This window comes from Methylotenera sp. 1P/1, assembly GCF_000384355.1.
In the GTDB taxonomy this organism is placed as follows: Bacteria; Pseudomonadota; Gammaproteobacteria; order Burkholderiales; family Methylophilaceae; genus Methylophilus.
The window spans coordinates 1,403,143-1,425,255 of sequence record NZ_ARWC01000001.1 but is presented as its reverse complement, the minus strand read 5'-3'; the positions used below and the strand labels follow the sequence as shown (position 1 = coordinate 1,425,255).

Annotated in this window: 19 protein-coding genes and 1 tRNA gene; 17 read left to right on the top strand and 3 right to left on the bottom strand. The window is 46.0% G+C overall.

Translation table 11 applies throughout. The features are described from left to right. Window positions 1–103: 103 nt before the first annotated feature. Window positions 104–940 (bottom strand): PDZ domain-containing protein, encoded by an 837-nt coding sequence (locus A3Q3_RS0106685; RefSeq protein ID WP_020182805.1) that lies wholly within the window; start codon window positions 938–940, stop codon window positions 104–106. A 61-nt stretch (window positions 941–1,001) separates the two neighbouring features. On the opposite strand from A3Q3_RS0106685, the gene mog reads away from it, so the two are divergent. The 5 genes from mog to A3Q3_RS0106660 are packed head-to-tail and all read left to right on the top strand — an operon-like array spanning window position 1,002 to window position 3,901. Continuing rightward, the gene (gene mog / locus A3Q3_RS0106680; protein WP_020182804.1) at window positions 1,002–1,604 is read left to right on the top strand and encodes a molybdopterin adenylyltransferase; all 603 of its coding nucleotides are present in this window, start codon (window positions 1,002–1,004) and stop codon (window positions 1,602–1,604) included. A gap of 1 nt (window position 1,605) precedes the next feature. Then, complete coding sequence (locus A3Q3_RS0106675; protein ID WP_020182803.1) at window positions 1,606–1,995, top strand: VanZ family protein; 390 nt, start codon at window positions 1,606–1,608, stop codon at window positions 1,993–1,995. Beyond that, a complete protein-coding gene (gene thiL, locus A3Q3_RS0106670; RefSeq protein WP_020182802.1) occupies window positions 1,985–2,959 on the top strand; it encodes a thiamine-phosphate kinase in 975 nt (324 codons plus the stop codon). The genes A3Q3_RS0106675 and thiL overlap by 11 nt, the downstream gene beginning before the upstream one ends. After that, the gene (locus A3Q3_RS0106665) at window positions 2,943–3,431 is read left to right on the top strand and encodes a phosphatidylglycerophosphatase A (RefSeq protein WP_020182801.1); all 489 of its coding nucleotides are present in this window, start codon (window positions 2,943–2,945) and stop codon (window positions 3,429–3,431) included. Before thiL ends, A3Q3_RS0106665 begins: the two co-directional genes overlap by 17 nt. Continuing rightward, a complete protein-coding gene (locus A3Q3_RS0106660; RefSeq protein WP_020182800.1) occupies window positions 3,419–3,901 on the top strand; it encodes a CinA family protein in 483 nt (160 codons plus the stop codon). The genes A3Q3_RS0106665 and A3Q3_RS0106660 overlap by 13 nt, the downstream gene beginning before the upstream one ends. A gap of 7 nt (window positions 3,902–3,908) precedes the next feature. Here the strand turns inward: A3Q3_RS0106660 and A3Q3_RS13750 are convergent, their stop codons facing one another. After that, a complete protein-coding gene (locus A3Q3_RS13750) occupies window positions 3,909–4,244 on the bottom strand; it encodes a hypothetical protein (RefSeq protein WP_020182799.1) in 336 nt (111 codons plus the stop codon). 205 nt (window positions 4,245–4,449) lie between these two features. On the opposite strand from A3Q3_RS13750, the gene recA reads away from it, so the two are divergent. The 5 genes from recA (at window position 4,450) to A3Q3_RS0106630 (ending at window position 10,107) form a co-directional block, all read left to right on the top strand. Then, window positions 4,450–5,478: a recombinase RecA gene (recA, locus tag A3Q3_RS0106650; RefSeq protein WP_020182798.1), complete on the top strand. Its 1,029-nt coding sequence runs from the start codon at window positions 4,450–4,452 to the stop codon at window positions 5,476–5,478. A 39-nt stretch (window positions 5,479–5,517) separates the two neighbouring features. Continuing rightward, entirely contained in the window at window positions 5,518–5,973 is a 456-nt protein-coding gene (recX, locus tag A3Q3_RS0106645) for a recombination regulator RecX (RefSeq protein ID WP_020182797.1), read from the top strand. Then, window positions 5,963–8,599, top strand: coding sequence for an alanine--tRNA ligase (gene alaS, locus A3Q3_RS0106640; protein ID WP_020182796.1), 2,637 nt, complete (start codon window positions 5,963–5,965; stop codon window positions 8,597–8,599). Before recX ends, alaS begins: the two co-directional genes overlap by 11 nt. A 99-nt stretch (window positions 8,600–8,698) precedes the next feature. After that, the gene (locus A3Q3_RS0106635) at window positions 8,699–9,934 is read left to right on the top strand and encodes an aspartate kinase (RefSeq protein ID WP_020182795.1); all 1,236 of its coding nucleotides are present in this window, start codon (window positions 8,699–8,701) and stop codon (window positions 9,932–9,934) included. A 79-nt stretch (window positions 9,935–10,013) separates the two neighbouring features. Beyond that, window positions 10,014–10,107 (top strand) — tRNA-Ser (locus tag A3Q3_RS0106630). Window positions 10,108–10,278: 171 nt separating this feature from the next. On the opposite strand, the gene A3Q3_RS0106625 is transcribed toward A3Q3_RS0106630, so the two are convergent. After that, window positions 10,279–11,751, bottom strand: a complete 1,473-nt coding sequence (locus A3Q3_RS0106625; protein WP_020182794.1) for an undecaprenyl-phosphate glucose phosphotransferase — start codon at window positions 11,749–11,751, stop codon at window positions 10,279–10,281. A 247-nt stretch (window positions 11,752–11,998) separates the two neighbouring features. Here A3Q3_RS0106625 and epsL point away from each other — a divergent pair, with 247 nt between their 5' ends. The 7 genes from epsL to A3Q3_RS0106585 all read left to right on the top strand — a co-directional run bounded on the left by epsL (window position 11,999) and on the right by A3Q3_RS0106585 (window position 22,107). Next, window positions 11,999–13,174 (top strand): XrtB/PEP-CTERM-associated polysaccharide biosynthesis outer membrane protein EpsL, encoded by a 1,176-nt coding sequence (epsL, locus tag A3Q3_RS0106620; protein WP_020182793.1) that lies wholly within the window; start codon window positions 11,999–12,001, stop codon window positions 13,172–13,174. Between the two features lie 29 nt (window positions 13,175–13,203). Beyond that, window positions 13,204–14,244 carry a TIGR03790 family protein gene (locus tag A3Q3_RS0106615; RefSeq protein ID WP_020182792.1) on the top strand — a complete coding sequence of 347 codons (1,041 nt, stop codon included), beginning with the start codon at window positions 13,204–13,206 and terminating at the stop codon, window positions 14,242–14,244. 394 nt (window positions 14,245–14,638) lie between these two features. Further along, window positions 14,639–17,353, top strand: a complete 2,715-nt coding sequence (locus tag A3Q3_RS0106610) for a TonB-dependent receptor (RefSeq protein ID WP_232418383.1) — start codon at window positions 14,639–14,641, stop codon at window positions 17,351–17,353. Window positions 17,354–17,787: 434 nt separating this feature from the next. Beyond that, the gene (locus A3Q3_RS0106605) at window positions 17,788–18,648 is read left to right on the top strand and encodes an FxDxF family PEP-CTERM protein (protein WP_020182790.1); all 861 of its coding nucleotides are present in this window, start codon (window positions 17,788–17,790) and stop codon (window positions 18,646–18,648) included. A gap of 68 nt (window positions 18,649–18,716) precedes the next feature. Further along, complete coding sequence (locus tag A3Q3_RS0106600; RefSeq protein ID WP_020182789.1) at window positions 18,717–19,562, top strand: PEP-CTERM sorting domain-containing protein; 846 nt, start codon at window positions 18,717–18,719, stop codon at window positions 19,560–19,562. 396 nt (window positions 19,563–19,958) lie between these two features. Then, window positions 19,959–20,969: an EpsD family peptidyl-prolyl cis-trans isomerase gene (locus tag A3Q3_RS0106590; protein ID WP_020182787.1), complete on the top strand. Its 1,011-nt coding sequence runs from the start codon at window positions 19,959–19,961 to the stop codon at window positions 20,967–20,969. A 127-nt stretch (window positions 20,970–21,096) separates the two neighbouring features. After that, window positions 21,097–22,107, top strand: coding sequence for an SLBB domain-containing protein (locus A3Q3_RS0106585; protein ID WP_020182786.1), 1,011 nt, complete (start codon window positions 21,097–21,099; stop codon window positions 22,105–22,107). Window positions 22,108–22,113: the final 6 nt, after the last annotated feature.

Genomic DNA, 22,113 nt, shown 5'->3' with positions numbered 1-22,113 from the left:
ATGGTTGTTGAGCACAGCTTAACATACATTTTACGGAAGCCTGCCACACGCCGAAGCCGCAACAGGCTAATTTACAGCCAGTATAATGGTTGTAAATTTATGGCTAGTTCAACTGCGCGGTGGCCGTTTGTTCAACGTCATCACGCACAAACTGGATGCTAACGACTTTCCCTTTTAATTGACGTACGGTAGAGGTTAAGTCTTCCGGTTTTTCTAATACCACGTTGTTGAGTTTTAATAGGCGGTCGCCTCTGATCAGGCCTGCTTTGGCTGCAGGAGATTCCTTGATGACAGCTAGCAGTTGTAAGCCGGGGACTTCAGTTGCCTGATCGGGATCGCCGGATTTAGGGACTAACTTGATGACATGCACCCCTAAAGTTGGGGTGGGAAGCTTGGCCCAGTAGCTGGCATAGTATTTATACACCGTAGGCTCGCTCGCCATGTCCTTTTCTGTCAGCGATTTGCCAGATTTCACTGCCTCGCGAATCATTTCCATTTTTGAACTGGCCGATTTGGCTGAGCCATATTTGCTATACACCAATACCACATCGGCCTTAATCGTTTTACCATGTTGTAGCGCTAAGTCTGCCGGCACATCACCGCCTTCAAAACCACTGCTGCCCATCATGTCATAGCCATTTTCCAGCATGCTGATATTGTCTTCTTCCTTATGGTTGCTGACATACATTTTGGTATCTGGGCTCGCCTGTGCCGAGGTCAAGCCATATGCATTCTGCGCTTTATAATTTTTGGCGTATAAATTTTCGTCGGCTGAAGCAAACGTACTCACAATAAGCGCTAACACTGTAAACGCCATCAGTAACATCCATTTTTTTTGTATGTGTTGACGTGCTGAAATGGCTAATGCTTTGGATTGTGGGGCTAGCTTATTTTGAGGGGCGGTGATATTGACTATCTTGACGCCAGAATTGTCGCGCATAAATTTCCTTTAAGGTCGAAAATGATATGATTTCACTTCATGTGGCTATTGTGACAGCAAAATGGTAAAACAATTCATAAAAATAGGCTTGGTTTCAATCAGTGATCGTGCTTCGCAAGGCGTGTATGACGACAAAGGCATCCCCAGTTTACAGGCGTGGCTGACAAAGGCCTTGCTGACACCATTTGTGGTGGAGGCACGTTTAATTCCTGATGAGCAAATGCTAATTTCCAGCACGCTGGTAGATTTGGTCGATGTGGAAAAGTGCCATTTAATTTTGACGACGGGCGGTACCGGCCCTGCGTTGCGAGATGTAACGCCAGAGGCCACACTTGCCATTGCAGACAGAGAAATGCCCGGCTTTGGTGAGCAGATGCGCCAGATTAGTTTGCACTTTGTGCCCACCGCAATTTTGTCTAGGCAGGTGGCCGTGATTCGCAAACAAAGTTTGATAATTAATCTGCCAGGCCAGCCCAAAGCGATTCAGGAAACGCTAGAGGGCTTGAAAGATAACAATGGCAAAGTCATTGCCCATGGTATTTTTGCAGCAGTACCTTATTGTTTGGATTTGTTAGCTACGGCGGATGCGCCAATGCCTTATTTAGAGACGCATGCCGATATTGTGACTGCGTTTAGACCTAAGTCAGCAGTGAAGCCTACATAACATGATACAAATCATTAAACGCTGGGTAGTTGCAAGCTTGCCGTACCTATTTATGCTGTTACTCACGCTGGTTACCTATCTCATGTTAATTGAGCTACCTCCCAAAGAGGGTGGCTGGCCATATTGGGATAAAGTGCAGCACATTGCCGTGTTTGTGATGCTCACTTCGCTGGCGTTACTTGCATTTCCCAAGTGGCGTTGGCAATCGGCAGTTGGGCTCGCTATGTATGGCGCAGTCATCGAATGGGCGCAGGGGGCGTGGACGATTACCCGTATGCCAAGTGTGGGAGATTGGTTGGCAGATGTTGTCGGTATTGCCATCAGTTTGATCGTGTACAGTTGGCTCGTGCGATTGCCTTATGTAAGTAAAGTAGTCCCAGATGTCCAATAATCAGATTGAAATGCACGGCGAATTTGATTTAATCGCGCGGTACTTTACACGTCCCACACCCAAGGCCGATTTAGGTGTGGGTGATGATGCCGCGCTAGTGCGTGTTGCGCCACATTGTCAGCTGGTGGTATCGGTCGATGCGTCGGTAGTAGGCACTCACTTTTACGCAGATTGCCCACCGGCATGGATTGGTTGGAAAGCGCTAGCCGTCAATGTATCAGACATGGCAGCCATGGGTGCGATGCCCAAATGGATCACACTTGCGCTAGCTTTGCCGGAACAGAACTCGCATTGGCTGGCAGGATTTGCACAAGGATTTTTTGATTGCGCCACGCAATTTGATATTGATTTGATAGGGGGCGACACCACACGTGGACCGCTCAATATTACCGTGCAAATCATGGGCGAGGTGCCAACTGGTCAGGCGTTGTTACGCAGCGGCGCGCAAGTGGGGGATGATATTTGGGTATCAGGTATGCTGGGGAGTGCAGCGTTAGGCTTGGCACATATACAAAAAAAATTGATAGTGCCGGATGTGATCTTGGCCGACTGTTTAAAAGCGTTGCACCAGCCACAGCCGCGTTTGGCCGTAGGCATGGGGTTGAGAGGTGTGGCGCATAGCTGTATCGATATCTCAGATGGGCTGATTGCTGATTTAGGTCATATCCTCAAGGCGTCAGATGTGGGGGCAGAGATTGATTTAGAGAAAGTACCTTGTCTATCTATGGTAAACCAATCGTTACATAGTCCACTTTTTCAGCAAGCGATATTATCCGGTGGCGATGATTATGAATTGTGCTTTACCGTACCCAAACACAAGCGTACCGAGATTGAAGCGCTCAGTCAGCGGTGCGGCGTGCCTTTGACCTGCATTGGTGAAGTGACTTCTGGCGCAGGCTTACTACTGACATTTCAGAACCAGCCATTATCTTTTGCCGGAAAGGGGTTTGATCATTTTGGCTAGTGCGCCTTCATTGAAATTGTTGCTATCGCACCCTGTGCATTGTTTAAGTTTTGGCTTTGGCACTGGGTTATCCCCTAAAGCGCCTGGTACATTGGGTACTTTGGTAGGTTTTCCGTTCTTTCTAGGCGTCATGCATCTGGCGGTGTCTCAGCAATTGCTATTGATTGCTGTGTTGTTTGCTTTGGGCGTTTATTTTTGTCATCAGACTGGACTTGCTTTAGGGGTAAGCGACCATGGCGCCATCGTTTGGGATGAAATCGTGGCCATGATGCTGGTGCTTGTGTTTACGCCGCAACAATGGGGATGGTGGCTGGCCGCATTTCTATTATTTCGCTTGTTTGATATTTGGAAGCCTTTTCCAATTCGTCAGTGCGATGCCAAGGTAAAAGGCGGGTTAGGCGTGATGTTAGATGACTTATTGGCAGCGTTATATGCCATTGTATGTATACAAGGATGGATATGGATGAATTAGTGCTGCTGGCTGAAGAGATGGGTGCGCAGCTTAAGCAACGCAAAGAGGTGCTGGCGTTAGCGGAATCGTGCACTGGTGGCCTAGCTGCTGTGGCTATCACTAGTGTTGCGGGCAGCTCAGCTTGGTTTGATTGTGGATTTGTTACGTATAGCAATCAATCCAAAGTGGATGCACTTGGTGTGTCTGCGCAGACGTTGGATGAGTATGGTGCAGTGAGCGAGCAAACCGCGGTAGCGATGGCGCAGGGGGCATTAAAAAACAGTCAGGCAACCCTAGCAGGCAGTATCACGGGCATTGCTGGGCCTAGTGGAGGCACCAAGCAAAAGCCTGTCGGCACAGTTTGTTTTGCTTGGGCACATGCCGATGGCCGACTGAAGCGTTCAACGCAACTGTTTCGCGGGGATCGGATGCAGATACGACATCAAGCCGCAGAACATATGTTGCTAGGCTTGATGGGTATGCTTAAATAATAATGCGCTAGTCGCGACCACGACCTCTGCCACCGTGGTTGTGACCACGATCCCAATCGCCGCGGCCTCTGTCCCATCCACGGTGATGTCCTTGGTAGTGGTCGTTATTATAGTAACGATATTGCACTACAGGAGCGTAGCGAATTGCACGCGGTGGTCCATAGTAAGCGGGCCCTCCATAATAGACGGCGCTTGGCGCAGGGTAATAGTACACGGCAGGCGGTGGCGCATAGCCATACCCGCCAATATTTACACCTAGACTAAATGAATCGCGCGCACTGGCTACCGACATCGTTGCACCAGTAATCGCGATAGTTACAAATAAAGCTTTTAAAATTTTCATATCTCCTCCATCTAATAAATGGTCACTCCCTACCAGTTAAAACGCGTTCAATTAGCAAAAGTTTACAAGCGTTTTCTGAATAACTTAGGCATGATGCTTTCTTAAGTAAATGACGAGCGAACAGTGCTTGGTGCTTACCATAAATAGCAAATTATGAAATAATGGTCAGTTAATTTAAGTGGTTTAAAATAAAGGCAAAATTTACATGGATGACAACAAAAGCAAAGCGCTAGCAGCCGCACTTTCTCAGATTGAAAAGCAATTTGGCAAAGGCTCCATCATGCGCATGGGTGATTCCGATATCGGGGAAGATATTCAAGCGGTTTCCACAGGTTCTTTGGGTTTGGATATTGCGCTAGGGATTGGAGGCTTGCCCCGTGGTCGTATTGTTGAAATCTATGGTCCAGAATCCTCAGGTAAAACGACTTTAACGCTTTCTGTGATTGCCGAAATGCAAAAAGTGGGCGGTGTGGCCGCGTTTATTGATGCAGAGCATGCGCTAGATCCACAATACGCAGCCAAACTAGGCGTGAATGTGCCGGACTTGCTGATTAGCCAACCGGATACGGGTGAGCAAGCGCTTGAAATTGCGGACATGCTTGTACGCTCAGGCTCTGTGGATATTGTCGTCGTCGACTCTGTCGCTGCACTCACGCCGCGTGCTGAAATTGAAGGCGAGATGGGTGATAGCCACATGGGCTTGCAAGCGCGCCTGATGTCACAAGCTTTGCGTAAGTTGACAGGTAACATCAAGCGCACCAACACCTTGGTCATCTTTATTAACCAGATCCGCATGAAAATTGGCGTGATGTTTGGTAACCCAGAGACTACGACTGGTGGTAATGCCCTTAAATTCTATGCATCCGTGCGTTTAGATATCCGTCGTACCGGCGCGATTAAAAAAGGTGATGAAGTCACTGGTTCCGAAACGCGTGTCAAAGTCATTAAAAATAAAGTAGCGCCGCCGTTTAAACAGGCCGAATTTGACATCATGTATGGCGAGGGGATTTCTCGCTTAGGTGAAATTATTGAGTTAGGCGCGAATATTAAATTGGTAGAAAAAGCCGGTGCTTGGTACAGCTACAATGGCGAGAAAATTGGCCAAGGTAAAGAAAACGCGAAAGAGTATTTACGTGAGCATCCAGAAATCGCTGCAGAGATTGAAGCGAAAATTCGCGCCAATGCTAAACAAATTGCAGAGGTGATGCCTTCTGCACGTGGCGAAGACGATTAACTTATCTTTTGTCAGCTGCAGAAAATTGCATGTTAGCCAATGGCAATGGTCGAGAAGTCATTAAGGCAACGCGCGCTGGAGTATCTGGCTAAACGCGAATACTCTTATGCCGAGTTAAGCCAAAAGCTTAAAGCGTATGCAGAAGAAACGGATGATATACCAGCGCTACTAGATGATTTTAAACAGCGTGGTTGGCTAAGTGATGCAAGATTTACAGAGCAAATTGTGCATGCGCGTAAAGCCAAATTTGGTAGTGCAAAGGTAGCACATGAGTTACGTGAAAAAGGTGTGGCAGACGAGCTGATTACGCAGGCAGTAGAAACACTTAAAGAGACTGAGTTGGACAATGCGCGAGAGGTGTGGCGCAAGAAATTTAAAGCAGGTCCACAAAACCGCGAGGAGTGGGCCAAACAGGCCAGATTTTTACAAAGCCGAGGTTTTGGTTTTGACATTATAAAGAACGTATTGAATAGTAAGTTTGAAGATGACAATTAAACTCAGTAGCAAACCCAGCAGTAACGAAATCCGCCAAGCATTTCTAGACTTCTTCGCCTCTAAAGGCCATCAAGTGGTGGCGTCTAGTTCGCTAGTGCCACATGGTGACCCGACCTTGCTGTTCACCAATGCGGGTATGAATCAGTTTAAAGATGTGTTTTTGGGGTTTGATAAACGTCCTTACACCCGTGCGACTAGTAGCCAAAAATGTGTGCGTGCTGGTGGTAAGCATAACGATTTAGAAAACGTGGGCTACACCGCACGTCACCATACTTTCTTTGAAATGCTCGGCAATTTCAGCTTTGGTGATTACTTTAAGCGTGATGCGATTCAATACGCATGGGAGTTGCTGACCGAAGTCTACAAGTTGCCTAAAGAGAAATTGCTAGTCACGGTTTATGCAGAGGACGATGAAGCCTTTGATATTTGGACCAAAGAAATTGGTGTGCCCGCAGAGAAAGTCATTCGTATTGGCGATAACAAAGGTGCACGCTATGCCTCAGACAACTTTTGGATGATGGGTGACACCGGCCCATGTGGCCCATGTACGGAAATCTTTTACGATCACGGCGACAAACACTGGGGTGGGCCTCCGGGCAGCCCTGATGAAGATGGCGATCGCTTCATTGAGATTTGGAACAACGTCTTTATGCAGTTCAACCGCGATGAAGCGGGCGTGATGCATCCATTGCCTAAACCAAGTGTGGATACGGGTATGGGATTGGAGCGTATCTCGGCAGTATTGCAAGGCGTGCATGCCAACTATGAGATTGATTTATTTCAAACGCTGATTGCAGCAGCGGCACGTGAAACCAAAGCCGCTGACTTAGCCAGCCCAAGTCTAAAAGTATTGGCAGACCATATCCGTGCCTGTTCATTCTTGATTGCTGATGGTGTGATTCCTGGCAACGAAGGGCGTGGCTATGTATTGCGTCGTATTATTCGACGCGCGATTCGTCATGGCTATAAATTAGGTGTGCGTAGTGCGTTCTTTCATCATATGTTGCCAGACTTGGTCAAAGAAATGGGCGGTGCTTACCCAGAGCTGGTGAGTGAGAAAAAACGTATTGCCGACATTCTTAAACAAGAAGAAGACCGCTTTTTTGAAACCATTGAAAATGGCATGACGATTTTGGAAGCTGAGCTGGCTAATACTCAAAGTGTATTCAACGGCGATTTGGCTTTTAAATTACATGATACCTATGGATTCCCGCTAGACTTAACTGCGGATATCTGTCGCGAACGCAATGTAACTGTGGATAGCCCCGCGTTTGATGCCGCCATGGCGCGTCAAAAAGAACAAGCGCGTGCGGCAGGCAAATTCAAAATGGCGATGAATCTGGAATATGACGGTCAAGCCACCACTTTCCACGGTTACGAAAAACTGGAAACGTCAGCTAAGGTGTTGGCGCTATATAAAGATGGCACTTCTGTTAACACCTTGAGTGAAGGTGATATGGGTGTGGTGGTATTAGACGATACCCCGTTTTATGCAGAGTCAGGCGGTCAGATTGGTGACAGTGGCGAGTTGCGCGCAAGCGATGGCATTTTTGCCGTAGAAGATACCCAAAAAATTCAGGCCACCGTGTTTGGTCATCACGGCGTATTAAAAACAGGGGCGTTAAACGTAGGCGATATTGTATCTGCACGTGTGAATACACAAGCACGTGCCAACACTATGCGTAACCATTCCGCCACCCATTTGATGCACAAAGCGTTACGCGAAGTATTAGGCGAGCATGTGCAACAAAAAGGCAGTTTGGTCGATACTGAAAAAACCCGCTTTGACTTTGTGCACAATGCGCCCATGACCGATGCGCAAATCGCGCAAGTGGAAACGATTGTGAATGCAGAGATTTTAGCGAATGCTGCGACACAGGCGCGCGTCATGGATATTGAATCAGCACAAAAAACTGGCGCCATGATGTTATTTGGTGAGAAGTATGGCGATGAAGTGCGCGTATTGGATATTGGCTCAAGCCGTGAATTGTGTGGCGGTACCCATGTAAGCCGCACAGGTGATATTGGTTTGTTCAAAATCACGTCTGAAAGTGGTGTGGCCGCTGGTGTACGGCGTGTGGAAGCCACTACCGGTGAAGGCGCGTTAAAGCTAATCAATACGCAACAAGCCTTGATTACACAATTGGCGAACGATTTAAAAGCGCCTGCACATGAGTTAGCCAACAAAGTTGCACAACTGAACGAACATGCAAAGTCACTTGAAAAAGAACTTGCACGTTTAAAATCCAAGCTGGCATCCGCGCAGGGTGATGATTTGGTTGCGCAGGCAATAGATATTGCAGGCGTCAAAGTATTAGCTGCGATGCTAGAAGGTGCTGATGCCAATGGTCTGCGCGAAACCATGGACAAACTGAAAGACAAACTCAAGTCGGCAGTGATTGTGTTAAGCGCTGTTAACGATGGAAAAGTGAGCTTGGCTGCCGGTGTAACGCAAGATTTGATTGCTAAAGTCAAAGCGGGAGATTTGGTGAATCACGTGGCTAGCCAAGTGGGCGGTAAAGGTGGTGGTAAGCCGGATATGGCGATGGCAGGCGGCACAGATCCAAGTCAACTGTCTACGGCATTGGCTAGTGTAGAAGCTTGGGTAAAAGCCAAATTAGGCTAAATTAAAGAACTGAGTAAGCCTACTGTAAGGCGTCAATGGCATACTAGTGGTAATGCAAATATAACAATTATTTTATTTGGGTGATTAAAAGAGTTAAACATGGCACTAATTGTACAAAAATATGGCGGTACTTCCGTTGCGAATCCAGAGCGGATTCGTAATGTAGCAAGGCGCGTGGCACGTTACAAAGCGATGGGGCACCAAGTAGTCGTCGTGGTGTCTGCAATGTCTGGTGAGACCAACCGTTTGATTGGCTTGGCAAAAGAAATCATGCCAGACCCTGACCCACGTGAGTTAGATGTGATGGTTTCTACGGGTGAGCAAGTGACGATTGGTATGACAGCACTTGCACTGATGGAGCTAGGCATTAAAGCGAAAAGCTACACTGGTACGCAAGTTAGAATTTTGACCGACAACGCATTTAACAAAGCGCGTATCCTCAATATTGATGAGCATAATCTGAAGCGTGATTTGGCAGATGGCTATGTCTGTGTGGTGGCTGGTTTCCAAGGTGTGGATGCCAATGGCAACATCACGACACTTGGCCGTGGTGGTTCAGATACCACCGGTGTGGCTTTGGCAGCAGCATTGGGTGCTGATGAGTGTCAAATTTATACGGATGTGGATGGTGTCTATACGACTGACCCACGTGTAGTACCAGAAGCGCGCCGTCTTGAAAAAATCACCTTTGAAGAAATGTTAGAGCTTGCTTCACAGGGCAGTAAAGTATTGCAAATTCGCTCTGTAGAGTTTGCCGGTAAATATAAAGTTAAGTTGCGTGTGCTTTCCAGCTTTGATGAAGATGGCGATGGCACACTGATTACATTTGAAGAAGATAGTAAGGATGACAGCATGGAAGAACCCATTATCTCAGGCATTGCGTTTAATCGTGACGAAGCCAAAATTACAGTATTAGGCGTGCCAGATAAGCCTGGTATTGCGTATCAAATTCTAGGGCCAGTGGCCGATGCTAATATCGATGTAGATATGATCATCCAAAACGTGGGCGCTGATGGCACTACAGACTTTACCTTTACCGTACATAAAAACGAGATGAACAAGGCTTTGTCTATCTTGCGTGACAAAGTGCAAGGGCATATCCAAGCACGTGAAATCAATGGCGATGATAAGATTGCTAAAGTATCCGTGGTGGGTGTGGGTATGCGCTCGCATGTGGGCATTGCTAGCCAAATGTTCCGCACTTTGGCAGAGGAAGGCATCAACATTCAAATGATTTCCACCAGTGAGATTAAAATTGCAGTGGTGATTGATGAAAAGTACATGGAACTAGCGGTACGTGTATTGCACAAAGCGTTTGAATTAGAGGCCGCGTAACAAAAGATTAAATTGATTTTTGAGGATGATTCAAGTAGTATCACGCCCTCAAATTGCAAAAGCAATTAGCGTAGTAAACGGAGAGCTGGCCGAGTGGTCGAAGGCACTTCCCTGCTAAGGAAGCATACGGGCTTAAATCTGTATCGAGGGTTCGAATCCCTCGCTCTCCGCCATCATCCCCTTAATTGGGGATTTTTTTCGCCCTGATTCTGCGCGCATGATCTTGTAATCGTCCATGATCTTTTAATCGTCATGGTACAACCAGATTGTTTGAGCTGGCTATTTCAGCCAATAGGTAATGCAGCTTTTGCCTGAGTGTAAGTAGTCACGATGGAAGGCGGGTATTAATAAACGTTTTTCTGTCTATTGAATAATATGACCCAGATTGTTTTGAATATGATGTGTAAGTCAAAGCGCATGCTCCAATGACGCAGATATTCAAGATCATAATCAATACGCGACTGCATTTTATTTAAGGTTTCGGTTTCTCCGCGCAGACCATTGACTTGCGCCCAGCCGGTAATGCCGGGTTTTACTTTGTGGCGAATCATGTAGCCTTTGATCAGCTTGCGGTACATTTCATTGTGTGCAACCGCATGCGGCCGTGGGCCAACCACGCTCATTCTACCTTGTAGTACATTAATCAGTTGTGGCAGTTCATCTAGCGATGTTTTGCGCAAAAACGCACCAAATGGTGTAGTACGGACATCATCTTTTTGCGCTTGAGAGATTGCATTGCCATCTTCACACACCGACATTGAGCGAAATTTATAGATGATAATTTCTTTGCCATCAAGACCATAGCGCCTTTGTTTGAAAATCACTGGGCCTGGGGAGCTGAGTTTAATCCCAATAGCAATCAGTAGTAGCAATGGCAACGCCGGTATCAAAATGATGATTGAAAATATCAGGTCGGCTAAGCGTTTTGTAATGCCGGAAAATCCCATAAAAGGACTCTCGCATACTGCCACTACAGGAATGCCATCTACTTCACTGACACGGCTTTGCACTAAGTCTGTTAAGAATATATCCGGTACAAAGTAAATAGAGGCGGTGGTGTCTTTGAGGTCATCCAGTACGTTGAGTACTCTGGGTTGGCTGGCCATGGGTAATGATAGATAAATGATATTGATGTCATGGTCTTTTGCGTAGCCGCCCAACTCGCTTAATTTTCCCAAGATGGCATATTGAGACTGGCTAGGAATTCTATCCACACTGCGGTCTTCAAAAAATCCTTTGAGTTCGATGGCTTCATATTCGGATTGCGTTAAGCGATCAGCGAGTGCAAGGCCTTGCTCATTCATACCGGCAATAATGGCGCGCTTTGCAGGTCCTTGCAGTTTAATTAATGCGGGGGCAAACGTACGTAACCCGAAGTTGGCCATGAGCTGCAGTACGGGGGTTAAAAATATACACAACACAATCGCTTCATAGGGAAACAAATTGATAGAGTGGGTCATCTGACCAAAACCTAAGAACAGGAGTGCAAATAAGCTCCAACTGACTAATGTGTTTTTGACAATTTGCCAGGAAGTGCGCTGTATTTTGGAGTGCCCTGGGTACGACACGGAAAACACAATAATCGACAAAATGAGATAGGAGGGGGGTAATGTGCCCTCTAAATAAATAGCGATAGCCCAAAGTGTGAAAACTGTCACAAGAGGGTCAAGAAAAGCTTCTACTATATGAATAGTATTTTCGCGTGCAATGGTGATGGTGGTTGTTTTATGCACGGGTGGATTGGTGTTGTGAGCATTCATTAACGATAAAAGGGTGAAAGTAGGGTTGGCAGTTGGCGATAAAAAGTCATTTTGCATGAAAGTAACGTGCGCTAAATGAATTTTTTAATAAATATGCATGAACGTCATAAATAGCAATAACTGTACCAGTAAGATATTGGCAGACCGCCGATCAAGCTGTCATAGGGCAAATGTAAGGCAGACTGAATTCTGCTCTGCACGATTTTTGCTTATATATGCGTTTGTGGTAAATCAGGCCGCAAATCAACGCTGAAATTCGTTATTCATAAAGGTTGTAAAGTTGAGAAGACATTGTATTGTTCACATGCTGAATATAAGCGTATTGCTATTTTCGCTCGGTGCACTTGCGGATGAATTAGATACGTTTAATATCGTTGCAGGTGTGAATCGTCAGTATGACGACAATGTATTCAGGGTATCGTCTGACCGTGATATGAGAACAGTGGCTGGCCGTAAAGAGCGCTGGGACAACATTACCACCGGTTTTGCCGGCGTACGTTTTGATAAGCAGTATTCATTACAACGTTTTAAAGCCGACTACACGAGAACGGCTTACCGCTACCAGAATTATGACTACCTTGATTTTGATGCGAACGAATACAAGCTTGCATGGCTGTGGGCGCTTACCCCTTACCTGACCGGCAACCTGTCTTCAGACCGAACGGAATCACTCAATAACTTTCAGGATTATCGCGACTATCGAGCCACCAATATCCGTACAACAAGATCACATCGTTTTGATATTGATTGGACACCTCATGGCAACTGGCATTTACTGGCAGGGATTTCTTATTTTGATTTGAGAAACAGTCAGGTATTTAATGAGCAATCGGATTACTCACAAGACTCTGTAAACGCCGGATTGAAGTACGTCTTTCCCTCAGGCAGTGCGATGGGCGTGATGCTGCTTGGTAAAAAAGGTGAAAATAATAATCTTATCTCTAATTTTTTCGATGCTAATTTTGATGAGCGTGAAACCAATGCGACTTTAGATTGGGTGCTGACAGGTAAATCAAGAATTAGTAGCAAGCTAGGGTATCTTGATCGCGAATATGAGAATCTTTCAAATCGCGACTACTCTGGTGTGTTCGGCAATATCAGTTATATTTGGTTGCCTACCGCTAAGCTGCAGATAGTTACGACGGCATCGCGTGAGCTTGCCAGTTTTCAAACATTTACCAGCAGTTACACCGTGATGGATACTTTTGCAGTGTCACCATCGTGGCTAATCTCAGATAAATTATCATTACAAATGAGTGCAAGTCTTTCTGATAGACGGTTTGAAGGTAATAGTGTGCTGGGCTTGCCAGATATCAACCGCAAAGACCGTGGTAAAGCGTTGTCGTTATCATTCAGTTGGAAACCTTGGCGCAGTGTGACCTTGGGTGGTAGCTTGCAACACAGTGCGCGTGAGTCTACTGAGTCTTCGTTGGATTTTAGTGACAACAGTGCAAGCCTCTCGGCACAGCTTTTCTTTTAGACCATAGTTTCTGTGTTTTTAGTACATTGATGCGTCATTTTGTATGTTCTATTGGCTTGTTGATGGCTGTGATGCAGTGTGTTTTCGCTGCAGGCAATAGCTTACTAGTAACGCCTTCACGCAGCCACTTAACACCCGATGAAGTGGCTGTGGTCGTTAATGATGCGGATGCATTGAGTGTGAAGGTAGGTGAGTATTATCGCGTTGCACGGGGCATTCCGGCAAAAAATATCGTGCATGTGATGCTGCCGACAGCGGGTAAGGCTAAGTTGGGTTTGGCCGACTTTACGCGCTTAAAGTGGGAGATTGAAACCCAACTTAACGCATCTATTCAGGCCTTGGTATTGGTATGGAAAACGCCCTATGCCGTAGATTGTAATTCGATTACGTCGGCGCTGAGTTTTGGCTATGACCCTGAGCAATGCAAAAATACATGTGCTGCGGGCAAGCTGAACCCTTATTTCAATACTGCCTCACGTAAGCCGTTCACAGATGTTGGTATTCGCTTAACGATGCTGCTGCCTACCGAAACCTTTGCGCAAGCGAAATCGCTAATCGACCGAGGGGTGGCCAGTGATATGGGCGTGTTCCGTTCAACGGCGTATTATCTGAATACTTCAGATAAAGTGCGTAGTATTCGAGCGCAGTATTTTCCACCCAATGGCGCAAGTATTCCCGGCAGCGGATTGGGTATCATGACCATGCAATCAGACAAGCTGCTGGGTGCACAGGATGTGATGATTTATCAGACTGGTTTGCCTTGGGTTGAGGGCTTGGAAACTTTAAAGTTCTTACCCGGCGCATTGGCCGATCACCTGACGTCTTTTGGCGGGGATTTGAACGGGAAACATCAGGCCACTGCTTTGCATTGGCTGAACGCAGGGGCGACGGCAAGTTATGGTACCGTTTCTGAGCCTTGTAACCATTGGCAAAAATTTCCACATCCCATGGTGATGCTCAAGTGGTATAGCATGGGGAACTCTGCCATTGAAGCCTACTGGAAAAGCGTGGCTTGGCCGATGCAAGGCCTGTTTGTAGGTGAGCCCTTAGCGGCGCCATTTGGCCGCTAGCCTCATATCCATCAATATCCGTAAAGCCAAACACACCTACTTAATGTTGGTGGTTGCGCATGGCTGATAAGAACCAAGTTATGGTTTATATCAGCCAGTTTTAACCATCTATTCATACGTGCCTGCTGTCGCTAGGCTGCATTGTTTATGACCGCTTCTCACGTTTGATGGCGTCCATCTGCCGCTATAGATAAGTATTGTCTGAACATTCTGCGCTAACTGCTTATTTTGATAGCAATGTTAAGTAGTTGATGTACGCGTGAATAGATGCCGCTCAATGACGTGTAGAGGGCGCTTGTTAGAAAGGCCCAACAAGCCTGAGTGTGTGGGCCCGTTTGGTATAGAAGTTGCTGAAAACCCTGTTCAGATAATGTGGTTTGCCCAAGGGTTGTTAATGTTTTCTTTATTGCCGGTACCTCGTAACATTTTCTTGCTGTGTGCGCTTGCTGCAGCGCTGGCTACTCAGGTAATGGCAGAAGAAAAACAACCCAATCAAAATAATCCGCAAGTCAATAAAGCCGACCCTAAACCAAGCACCACAGAATCCAAGCCTGGTAATGCAAAACCGACAGGTGCGAATGAAAAAACCATTGTGCTTGATAAGGTTGAGGTGAAAGCAAAGAAAAGTCGTATCGTCACGCCGTTACCAGGGTTGATTATCGACCGTGGGTTGTCCACCACCAATATTCAGAGCGCTTCTGGTAAGGAAATTGCAGAATCCAAGGCGCTGAATGTCACTGAGTTTATGAACTCGCAATTGCAGTCAGTCTCGCTTGTTGATTACAACGGCAACCCGTTTCAGCAAGATCTAAATTTCCGTGGATTTACCGCATCCCCTTCCATTGGCACGCCACAAGGCATCTCTGTGTACATGGATGGCGTGCGTATCAATGAAGCGTTTGGCGAGGTGGTGAACTGGGACATGATCCCGATGAACGCGCTTGCAAGCTTGGATTTGATTCCCGGCTCTAATCCCATGTTTGGCCTCAATACCTTAGGTGGTGCTTTGGCTTTGCGCACTAAAGATGGTTTTACTGATACCCATCTGCGTGCGCAAATATTGGGAGGGGCTTGGGGGCGAGAGCAAACGCAATTCTCCAATGGATTTAATGTGGGAGGCTTTGGATTATTTACTGCTTACAACCATTTTCAGGAAGACGGCTGGCGTGATAACTCTGCCAGCAAGCTACGCCAACTTTACAATAAAGCCACGTTAAGGTTGCCAATGGGAGAGATCAGCTTTAGTGCGCTGAATGTAGACTCTGATCTCACCGGGAATGGCTTGATTCCTTTCGAAACCGCCGATATTGATAGAAAAGCGGTGTATACCTCACCCGATGGCGTTGAAAATCAACTCGCGCATTACAATTTAAGTGGGCGCTTGGATGTCAACGACACGATGACAGTCTCGGCACTGACTTATCGCCGTAATTTAAATCAATCTTCGTTAGGTGGGGATATTAATAATGCATATGCACGTTTGCTCTCCAAGTACATGAGTGCTGATCCTGTGCTAAATGCTGCTGTGAGTAGCTTGAATGGTAATTTGAATTTTTCTGAATCCAAGCAACGGTCTGACGGTGCTGCGTTACAGTTTGCTTGGGATGTAGGTAACCATCAAATGGTTGCTGGGATTACCCAAGATTCTAATAATATTAAGTTCAAGCAGTATCAAGCGCTGGCAACCATTGATGCGCAGCATCGTGTTAGCCTGGCTAGCGACCCGCTCCTGTTGGATGAAGATATTGGGCTTAGTAATGTTCTACGCTTTCCGGGTGTAATCAGAAACAACTTAAGTGGAACAAGTAAGACCGAAAGCGTGTTTTTCAGTGACACTTGGTCGCCAACAGATGCGTTGCATGTCACCTATGGTGCTCGTGCAAACTGGACCAATACCAAAAATAAACTGATCTCTGACCGAGGTAAAGAACTATATAACTTCGAACCAGATATTTTTCTGGCAACTGCACAGCGTTGCCTCAGGCGAGCTGGAACAACGGATGTGTATGATACGGACTACCCATTGGTGTTTACTGGGTCATATGCGAATGGTTCAAGATTTGTCTGTTCAAAAGGTGATTTTGATTACCGCAGTTTCAATCCATCTTTTGGCGTGGCGTGGGATGCCAAGGAAAATCTCACTGCCTATAGCAATGTCAGTCGTGGTGCGCGTACGCCTACGGTGATTGAGTTGGGGTGTGCGCGAGATCGTGAGGCTGAAAAAAGAGATAAGAGTACTAATTTTCAGTTTGGCTGCTCTATTCCCACTGCGTTGTCTTCTGACCCTTATTTAAAACAGGTGCGCTCTACCGCTTATGAGGCCGGCTTACGTGGCGCTGACTATGGCTTTGATTGGAACTTTGGCTTGTTCCGTACAGACTTGACAGACGATATTCTATTTGTACCGTTAGGGCGAAAAAACCGTGGCGTGTTTGATAACTTCGGTGAAACGCGACGTCAAGGTGTTGAAATGGGTATGAAAGGTGAGGTTGGTAAAAGCGTGATTAGTATTAACTATACCTTTTTGCGGGCTACTTTCGAATCGGATGCGCAGATTATTAACCCTGCTAACAGTACTAATACACAAACGGCAACTAGGCAGGCTTATGTGAATGTAAAGCCGGGCGACCAGTTGCCTGGCATGCCTAATCATATCGTACAAGCCAACTGGAGTTATCGATTCACCGACCGATTTGACGCCACTTTAGGCATGATTCTGCATTCATCTTCTTATGTCCGCGGCAATGAAAATAATAAACACCAAGCTCGAGCAGCCACTAATCCTGGTGGTCTGCCTGGTTCTGATGCTTATGATTTTATTGGCGACGGTAAGGTTTCAGGTTACGCGGTATTTAATCTCATGGCGAACTATCGATTTGATCATGGCATTTCCATTTTCGCTAAAGTTGACAACCTGTTTGACCGCGAATATGCAAACGGAGGGGATTTAGGGCTTAACCCATTCACCGCTAAAGGTGTATTCCAAGCAGATACGACAGTCTATAACAATACGACCTTTATAGCCCCGGGGGCGCCACGTGCTGCATGGATTGGGCTGAATTTTGACTTGGACTGGAAAAAAGTTAAGCCACAGAATGCCAAACAATAATTACCGCGCTTTTAGGTGGTGGTTGTAAAAAAATAAGTTGGCTATTAATAACCAAAAAATTCATTTTTTATAACCAATTTCAAATGATTTATTTTGTAAGGGCTTTATAAAAGAGGGAAGCCGACTACCCGATTGGGCTATTGAATGCTGCTGGAGGCTTCGATTGATTAATTGGATTGATTGTATCTGTTTGTTTTTATTGAGATTAATTATTTTTTCAATTTAAACCTAACGAGATGGATTATTAACAGCGTTTCAATAGCTAAAACAGAAAATCATCGGCATGGAATTTGCCTATTCATTAAACGCGGTAAGCACTTTAGTCATGCCCGATGTGTGTGATTTTAAGTGATTGATGGATTTTAGTCTGTCAGGCAATGGCTAAAATTCATTAAACAATATTGGTTTGTTTGTAAATTATGAGGAGAGTAACAATGAAATTAAAATCAATTGCATTGGCGACCTTGCTGGCGGCTTCAGCATCGTCCGCCTATGCAGGTAATTTTGTAACACTCACCAGTGGTGTTGGTGGTCAGCTGACTGCTGCCAACGGTGGATTGGTGACGAGCACATTTACTAACCCAAATAGAGATCCATTTTATATTGAGACAGTAAGCGCTACTTTTGTTGATGGCTATGATGCAGATTCAAACTTTGAAACGGGCGATGTGGTAGCTAGTTCAATAAACTACAGAGCTTTTAATGGGTCGACTACTACATCTACAGGCACATTGACACTATTAGATTGGCGTGTCACTACTGGTGTGGACTTGTCTGCTGGTAGTCCGGATCAGTTTGATGTGTATGATTTTGTATATCGTGATAGCGCAGATAATAAGCTGGTGTTTGGTTCAAGGTTCCTAAACCGTCAAGAAAACGGTGAAGAGGCTAACTATGTGTTTCGCCAAGGCGCCGGTACAAACGCATCAGTGGCTTGGACATATGCGGATGCTAACGGCTTGCGTATCTACCAAGCAGGTTTAACTACTGACACTACCTTTAATGGCTCAGTTGCTTATGATCCTAACTCGGTACGCATCAAGTCTGATTTAAGCGTTACGGAAGGCAATCCTTTTAGCGCCTTCTACCTCATCAAAACCGATGCGATCAATTACACCTTGGGCGCCAATGCGCTGGGCTTTTTCCAGGCCGGTGAAGAGGGGCAATCTCCAGCAGGCGCATTTATTAGCGGTTATGTTGCTGTAACTACTGTGCCTGAGCCAGAAAGCTACGCCATGATGTTGGCTGGTTTGGGTGTGATGGGTGCAGTAGCACGCCGCCGTCGCAAAGTTTAATTAAAACAATAGGGGCGCATGTTGTTCTGCGCCTACTTAACAATAATATTTATTTTAAGAGGGTTTCTATGAAAACACGCATTTTAAAACAAGCGGTTTTAGGGGCAATGTTTGCAATATCAGCAGCTGCAGCGAATGCTGCAACAGTTACATTTAACTTTGATTACTTAGCCAACAATGGGGGTGCTACCACTAGCAGTACATTGCCAAAAGGTGACTTTGCTACAGCTTCCGGTGGTACAGCAACATCGGTCGGTACTATTACATTTACCGATTTGTCAGATCTGAATCTGGGTGATGGTTACACAGGTGTGCGTACTACCATTAGCCTGAATGGTCTGAATCAGTTCTCATCAGGTACCGGTTCTGTTTTTATTTCGGCTTTTATGGTTAACTTTGCTGGTACTGATACTGCATCTAATGATAGTTTTAGAAATGTGAGTGGCTTAGCTACTACGGGTATTGAATTTACTGAAAATGGTACATTGACTTCTAGTGGTGCAGGCAATAATTGGGGTAATGCACCAACAGGCACAGAAGAGGAAGATCCAGCTTTTGGTCAGGAGATCAATTACACAGCTGGTGCATTTACCAATGGCAAGACATCTACAATAGATTTCTTGAACGGTGAAGATGGCTATAACGGCTTCTCTGTAGCTGCATTGTTAGCTAATGGTGTAAATAATCAGAATGCTTCATTGCCTGATGCCTACACATGGATTCGTATTCGTTCAACGGGTCAAGGGATTGCGCAAAATGCTAATAGCTGGTGGGGCTTGCCTACCGCTAACAATAACGGCGGTCGCTTAGATGTGTTGGCTGTAACAGCTGTTCCTGAGCCAGAAACCTATGCCATGTTCTTGGCTGGTTTGGGTTTGATGGGTGCGGTTGCACGTCGTCGTAAACAAAAATAATCCAGTAATGGTGTGATTTTGGTGGCATTCATGGATTTGAATGCCACTATTCATTTTAAAGCGCTTGGGTTATTTGAAAGAGTATTGGTCATTTAAATGTAACTTAACGATGTTAGAGTGCCTTCCAGTTGTGTCGTCGCTTCAACGTGAATATCTTGTGCTACGTTTAAATTGCTTTTATTGATAATGAGAATTGTTCTTATTTGTTTGTGTTAAAATCAATCCAAATCGCGTTATAAATGATGTATTTGTTGCGTTGGATTGTGATGGCATGTCTGCTCGCAACGGCTTTGGCGTTGTGGGCAATTTTTTTTGTAACAGGCCGCAAAGCGCGTGTGTTGTTAATTGGCGAATGTTTCGTAACTTGTTGTTTTAAATAGTTTATAAGGAATTCGGATGCATATTGATTCGTTAAAGTCCCCGCTGGCGAATGCCTGCTTAGGCGTTAAATGTTTGGTGATGGTTGTGGCTTTTGTCTCGCTAAATGCTTGTGGTAGCAAAGAAGGAACGTCTGAGACGCATTCTTCACAAACGATTGCAAGAGTGAATGGCGATGAAATTACCGTGCATCAAATCAATAATGAATTGCAGCGTGCAAATGTTAAGCCAGAGCAGAAAGATGCGGCGGCTAAACAAGTCGTGCAAGGGTTGATTGACCGCCAAATTATCGTGCAAGAGGCAATCAAGGCGAAGTTGGATCGTAATCCACAAGTGCTGCAGGCACTAGAAAACGCAAAGTCGCAAATACTGGCACAAGCATATATCGAAGAAAAAATATTAAAGACACCTAAGCCTACTGCTGCAGAGGTTGCAGCGTATCGTAACCAACATCCACAGATTTTTGCGAATCGCAAAGTGTATATCATGGATGAAATCATGTTGCCTGCAAGCACTTACAGCGATGCCTTAAAAAGCGAAGTGGATGCAGCAAAAACAATGGAAGAAATTACAGCACTGTTAGACAAGCGCGGCATTAAATACAGACGCACACAGGCGGCGCATGCAGCAGAAACGTTGCCTCAGCAACTGCTGGAGCAGTTAGGGAAAATGAAGGTCAGTGATATTATTTTTGTACGCGCTAAAGAAACCAATTTAATTGCACGCATTCAAGAAGTGAAAGACGCGCCGGTAGCAGAAAAAGATTCAACACCATTAATTGAGAGAATTTTGCTAGGCAACAAGCGTAAAACAGCGGCTGAGTTGGAGATGAAGAATCTGCGTGCGGCGGCTAAAGTGGTGTATCTGGATAAAACGTACGAGCCTGCTGCGAAGGGTCAGGCCAATGCGGCGGCACCCCTAGAAGCCAAGTCGGCGGAGGTGCCAGTGGCGCCTGCTGCAACCCCACCAAGCGCAAACCCAGCTAAACCGTTGGCTGAACATGTGGAAAAAGGGCTATCAGGATTGTAATTTATCGTGGCTGTGTAGTGGATTTGGCATGGATAAGCCACAATGCCGTTACGCCATCATGCAGAACGCGGGCCAGATTTAAACAATAGGGAATACGAAATACATGCGGAATATATTGATTGTTTTGATGACGATTGTACTTGGCACTTGGCTACAGCCGGTGCTGGCAGAATCGTCTTCCTCTTATCAGCTCGGTGCGGGGGATGTACTTAGAATTAGTGTGCACAATAATCCGGATTTATCTTTGGAGACACGGGTGCCTGAAGATGGTGCGATTTCATATCCTTTAATTGGCAATGTCTCGGTTGGTGGACTAACTGCGAGTGCGGCAGAGAAAAAAATTGCCACCATGTTGGAAAGCGGCGGTTTTGTGAAGCAGCCGCAGGTCAATATATTGGTGTTGCAATTCCAAAGCAAAATGGTGTCGGTGTTGGGTAGTGTTAACAAGCCTGGGCGCTATCCGCTAGAGCGTGTCACCACATTGCCTGAGCTGATAGCGTTAGCAGGAGGCCCGACGGTTGACGGCTCGGATTTGATTACCATCGTCAATAAATCGGTTAAAACGCAATATGATTTAAATAAAATCATTGGTAATTCTGAAGCAGAAACCATAACTTTAACGGGGGGTGAAATTGTCTATATTCACTCACGTGATGTGTCTGTACTGGGTCAGGTAAATCGCCCAGGTAAATACGCGGTCACCAATGGTGTGCGCACGTTGGCAGACTTTTTATCCGTAGCCGGCGGCATTGCGCAAGGGGGCTCGGATACCATTTCTCTCAGTACCTTTCGTAATGGCGAGTTAGAGCATCTTGAAATCGATGTGGATAAGATATTCCGTTCTGGTGGCGATGCTGCCAATTTTGCGCTGGCCAGCGGCGATATGATTTATGTGCCGCGCGCACCTATTGGCTATATCTTTGGAGAGGTGCAGCGTCCAGGCGCGTTTCGCGTTGAGCGCGATATGACGGTAGTGCAGGCCTTGGCGCAAGGTGGTGGGCCAACCGCACGTGGTACGCAACGTGGCATTAAATTGCATCGTCGTAACGCAAAAGGGGATGTGGAAGTGATCTCAGTGAAGTTGACCGATAAAGTGCTGGCCGAAGACGTCATTTACGTGCAAGAAAGCTTGTTTTAGGAAAAA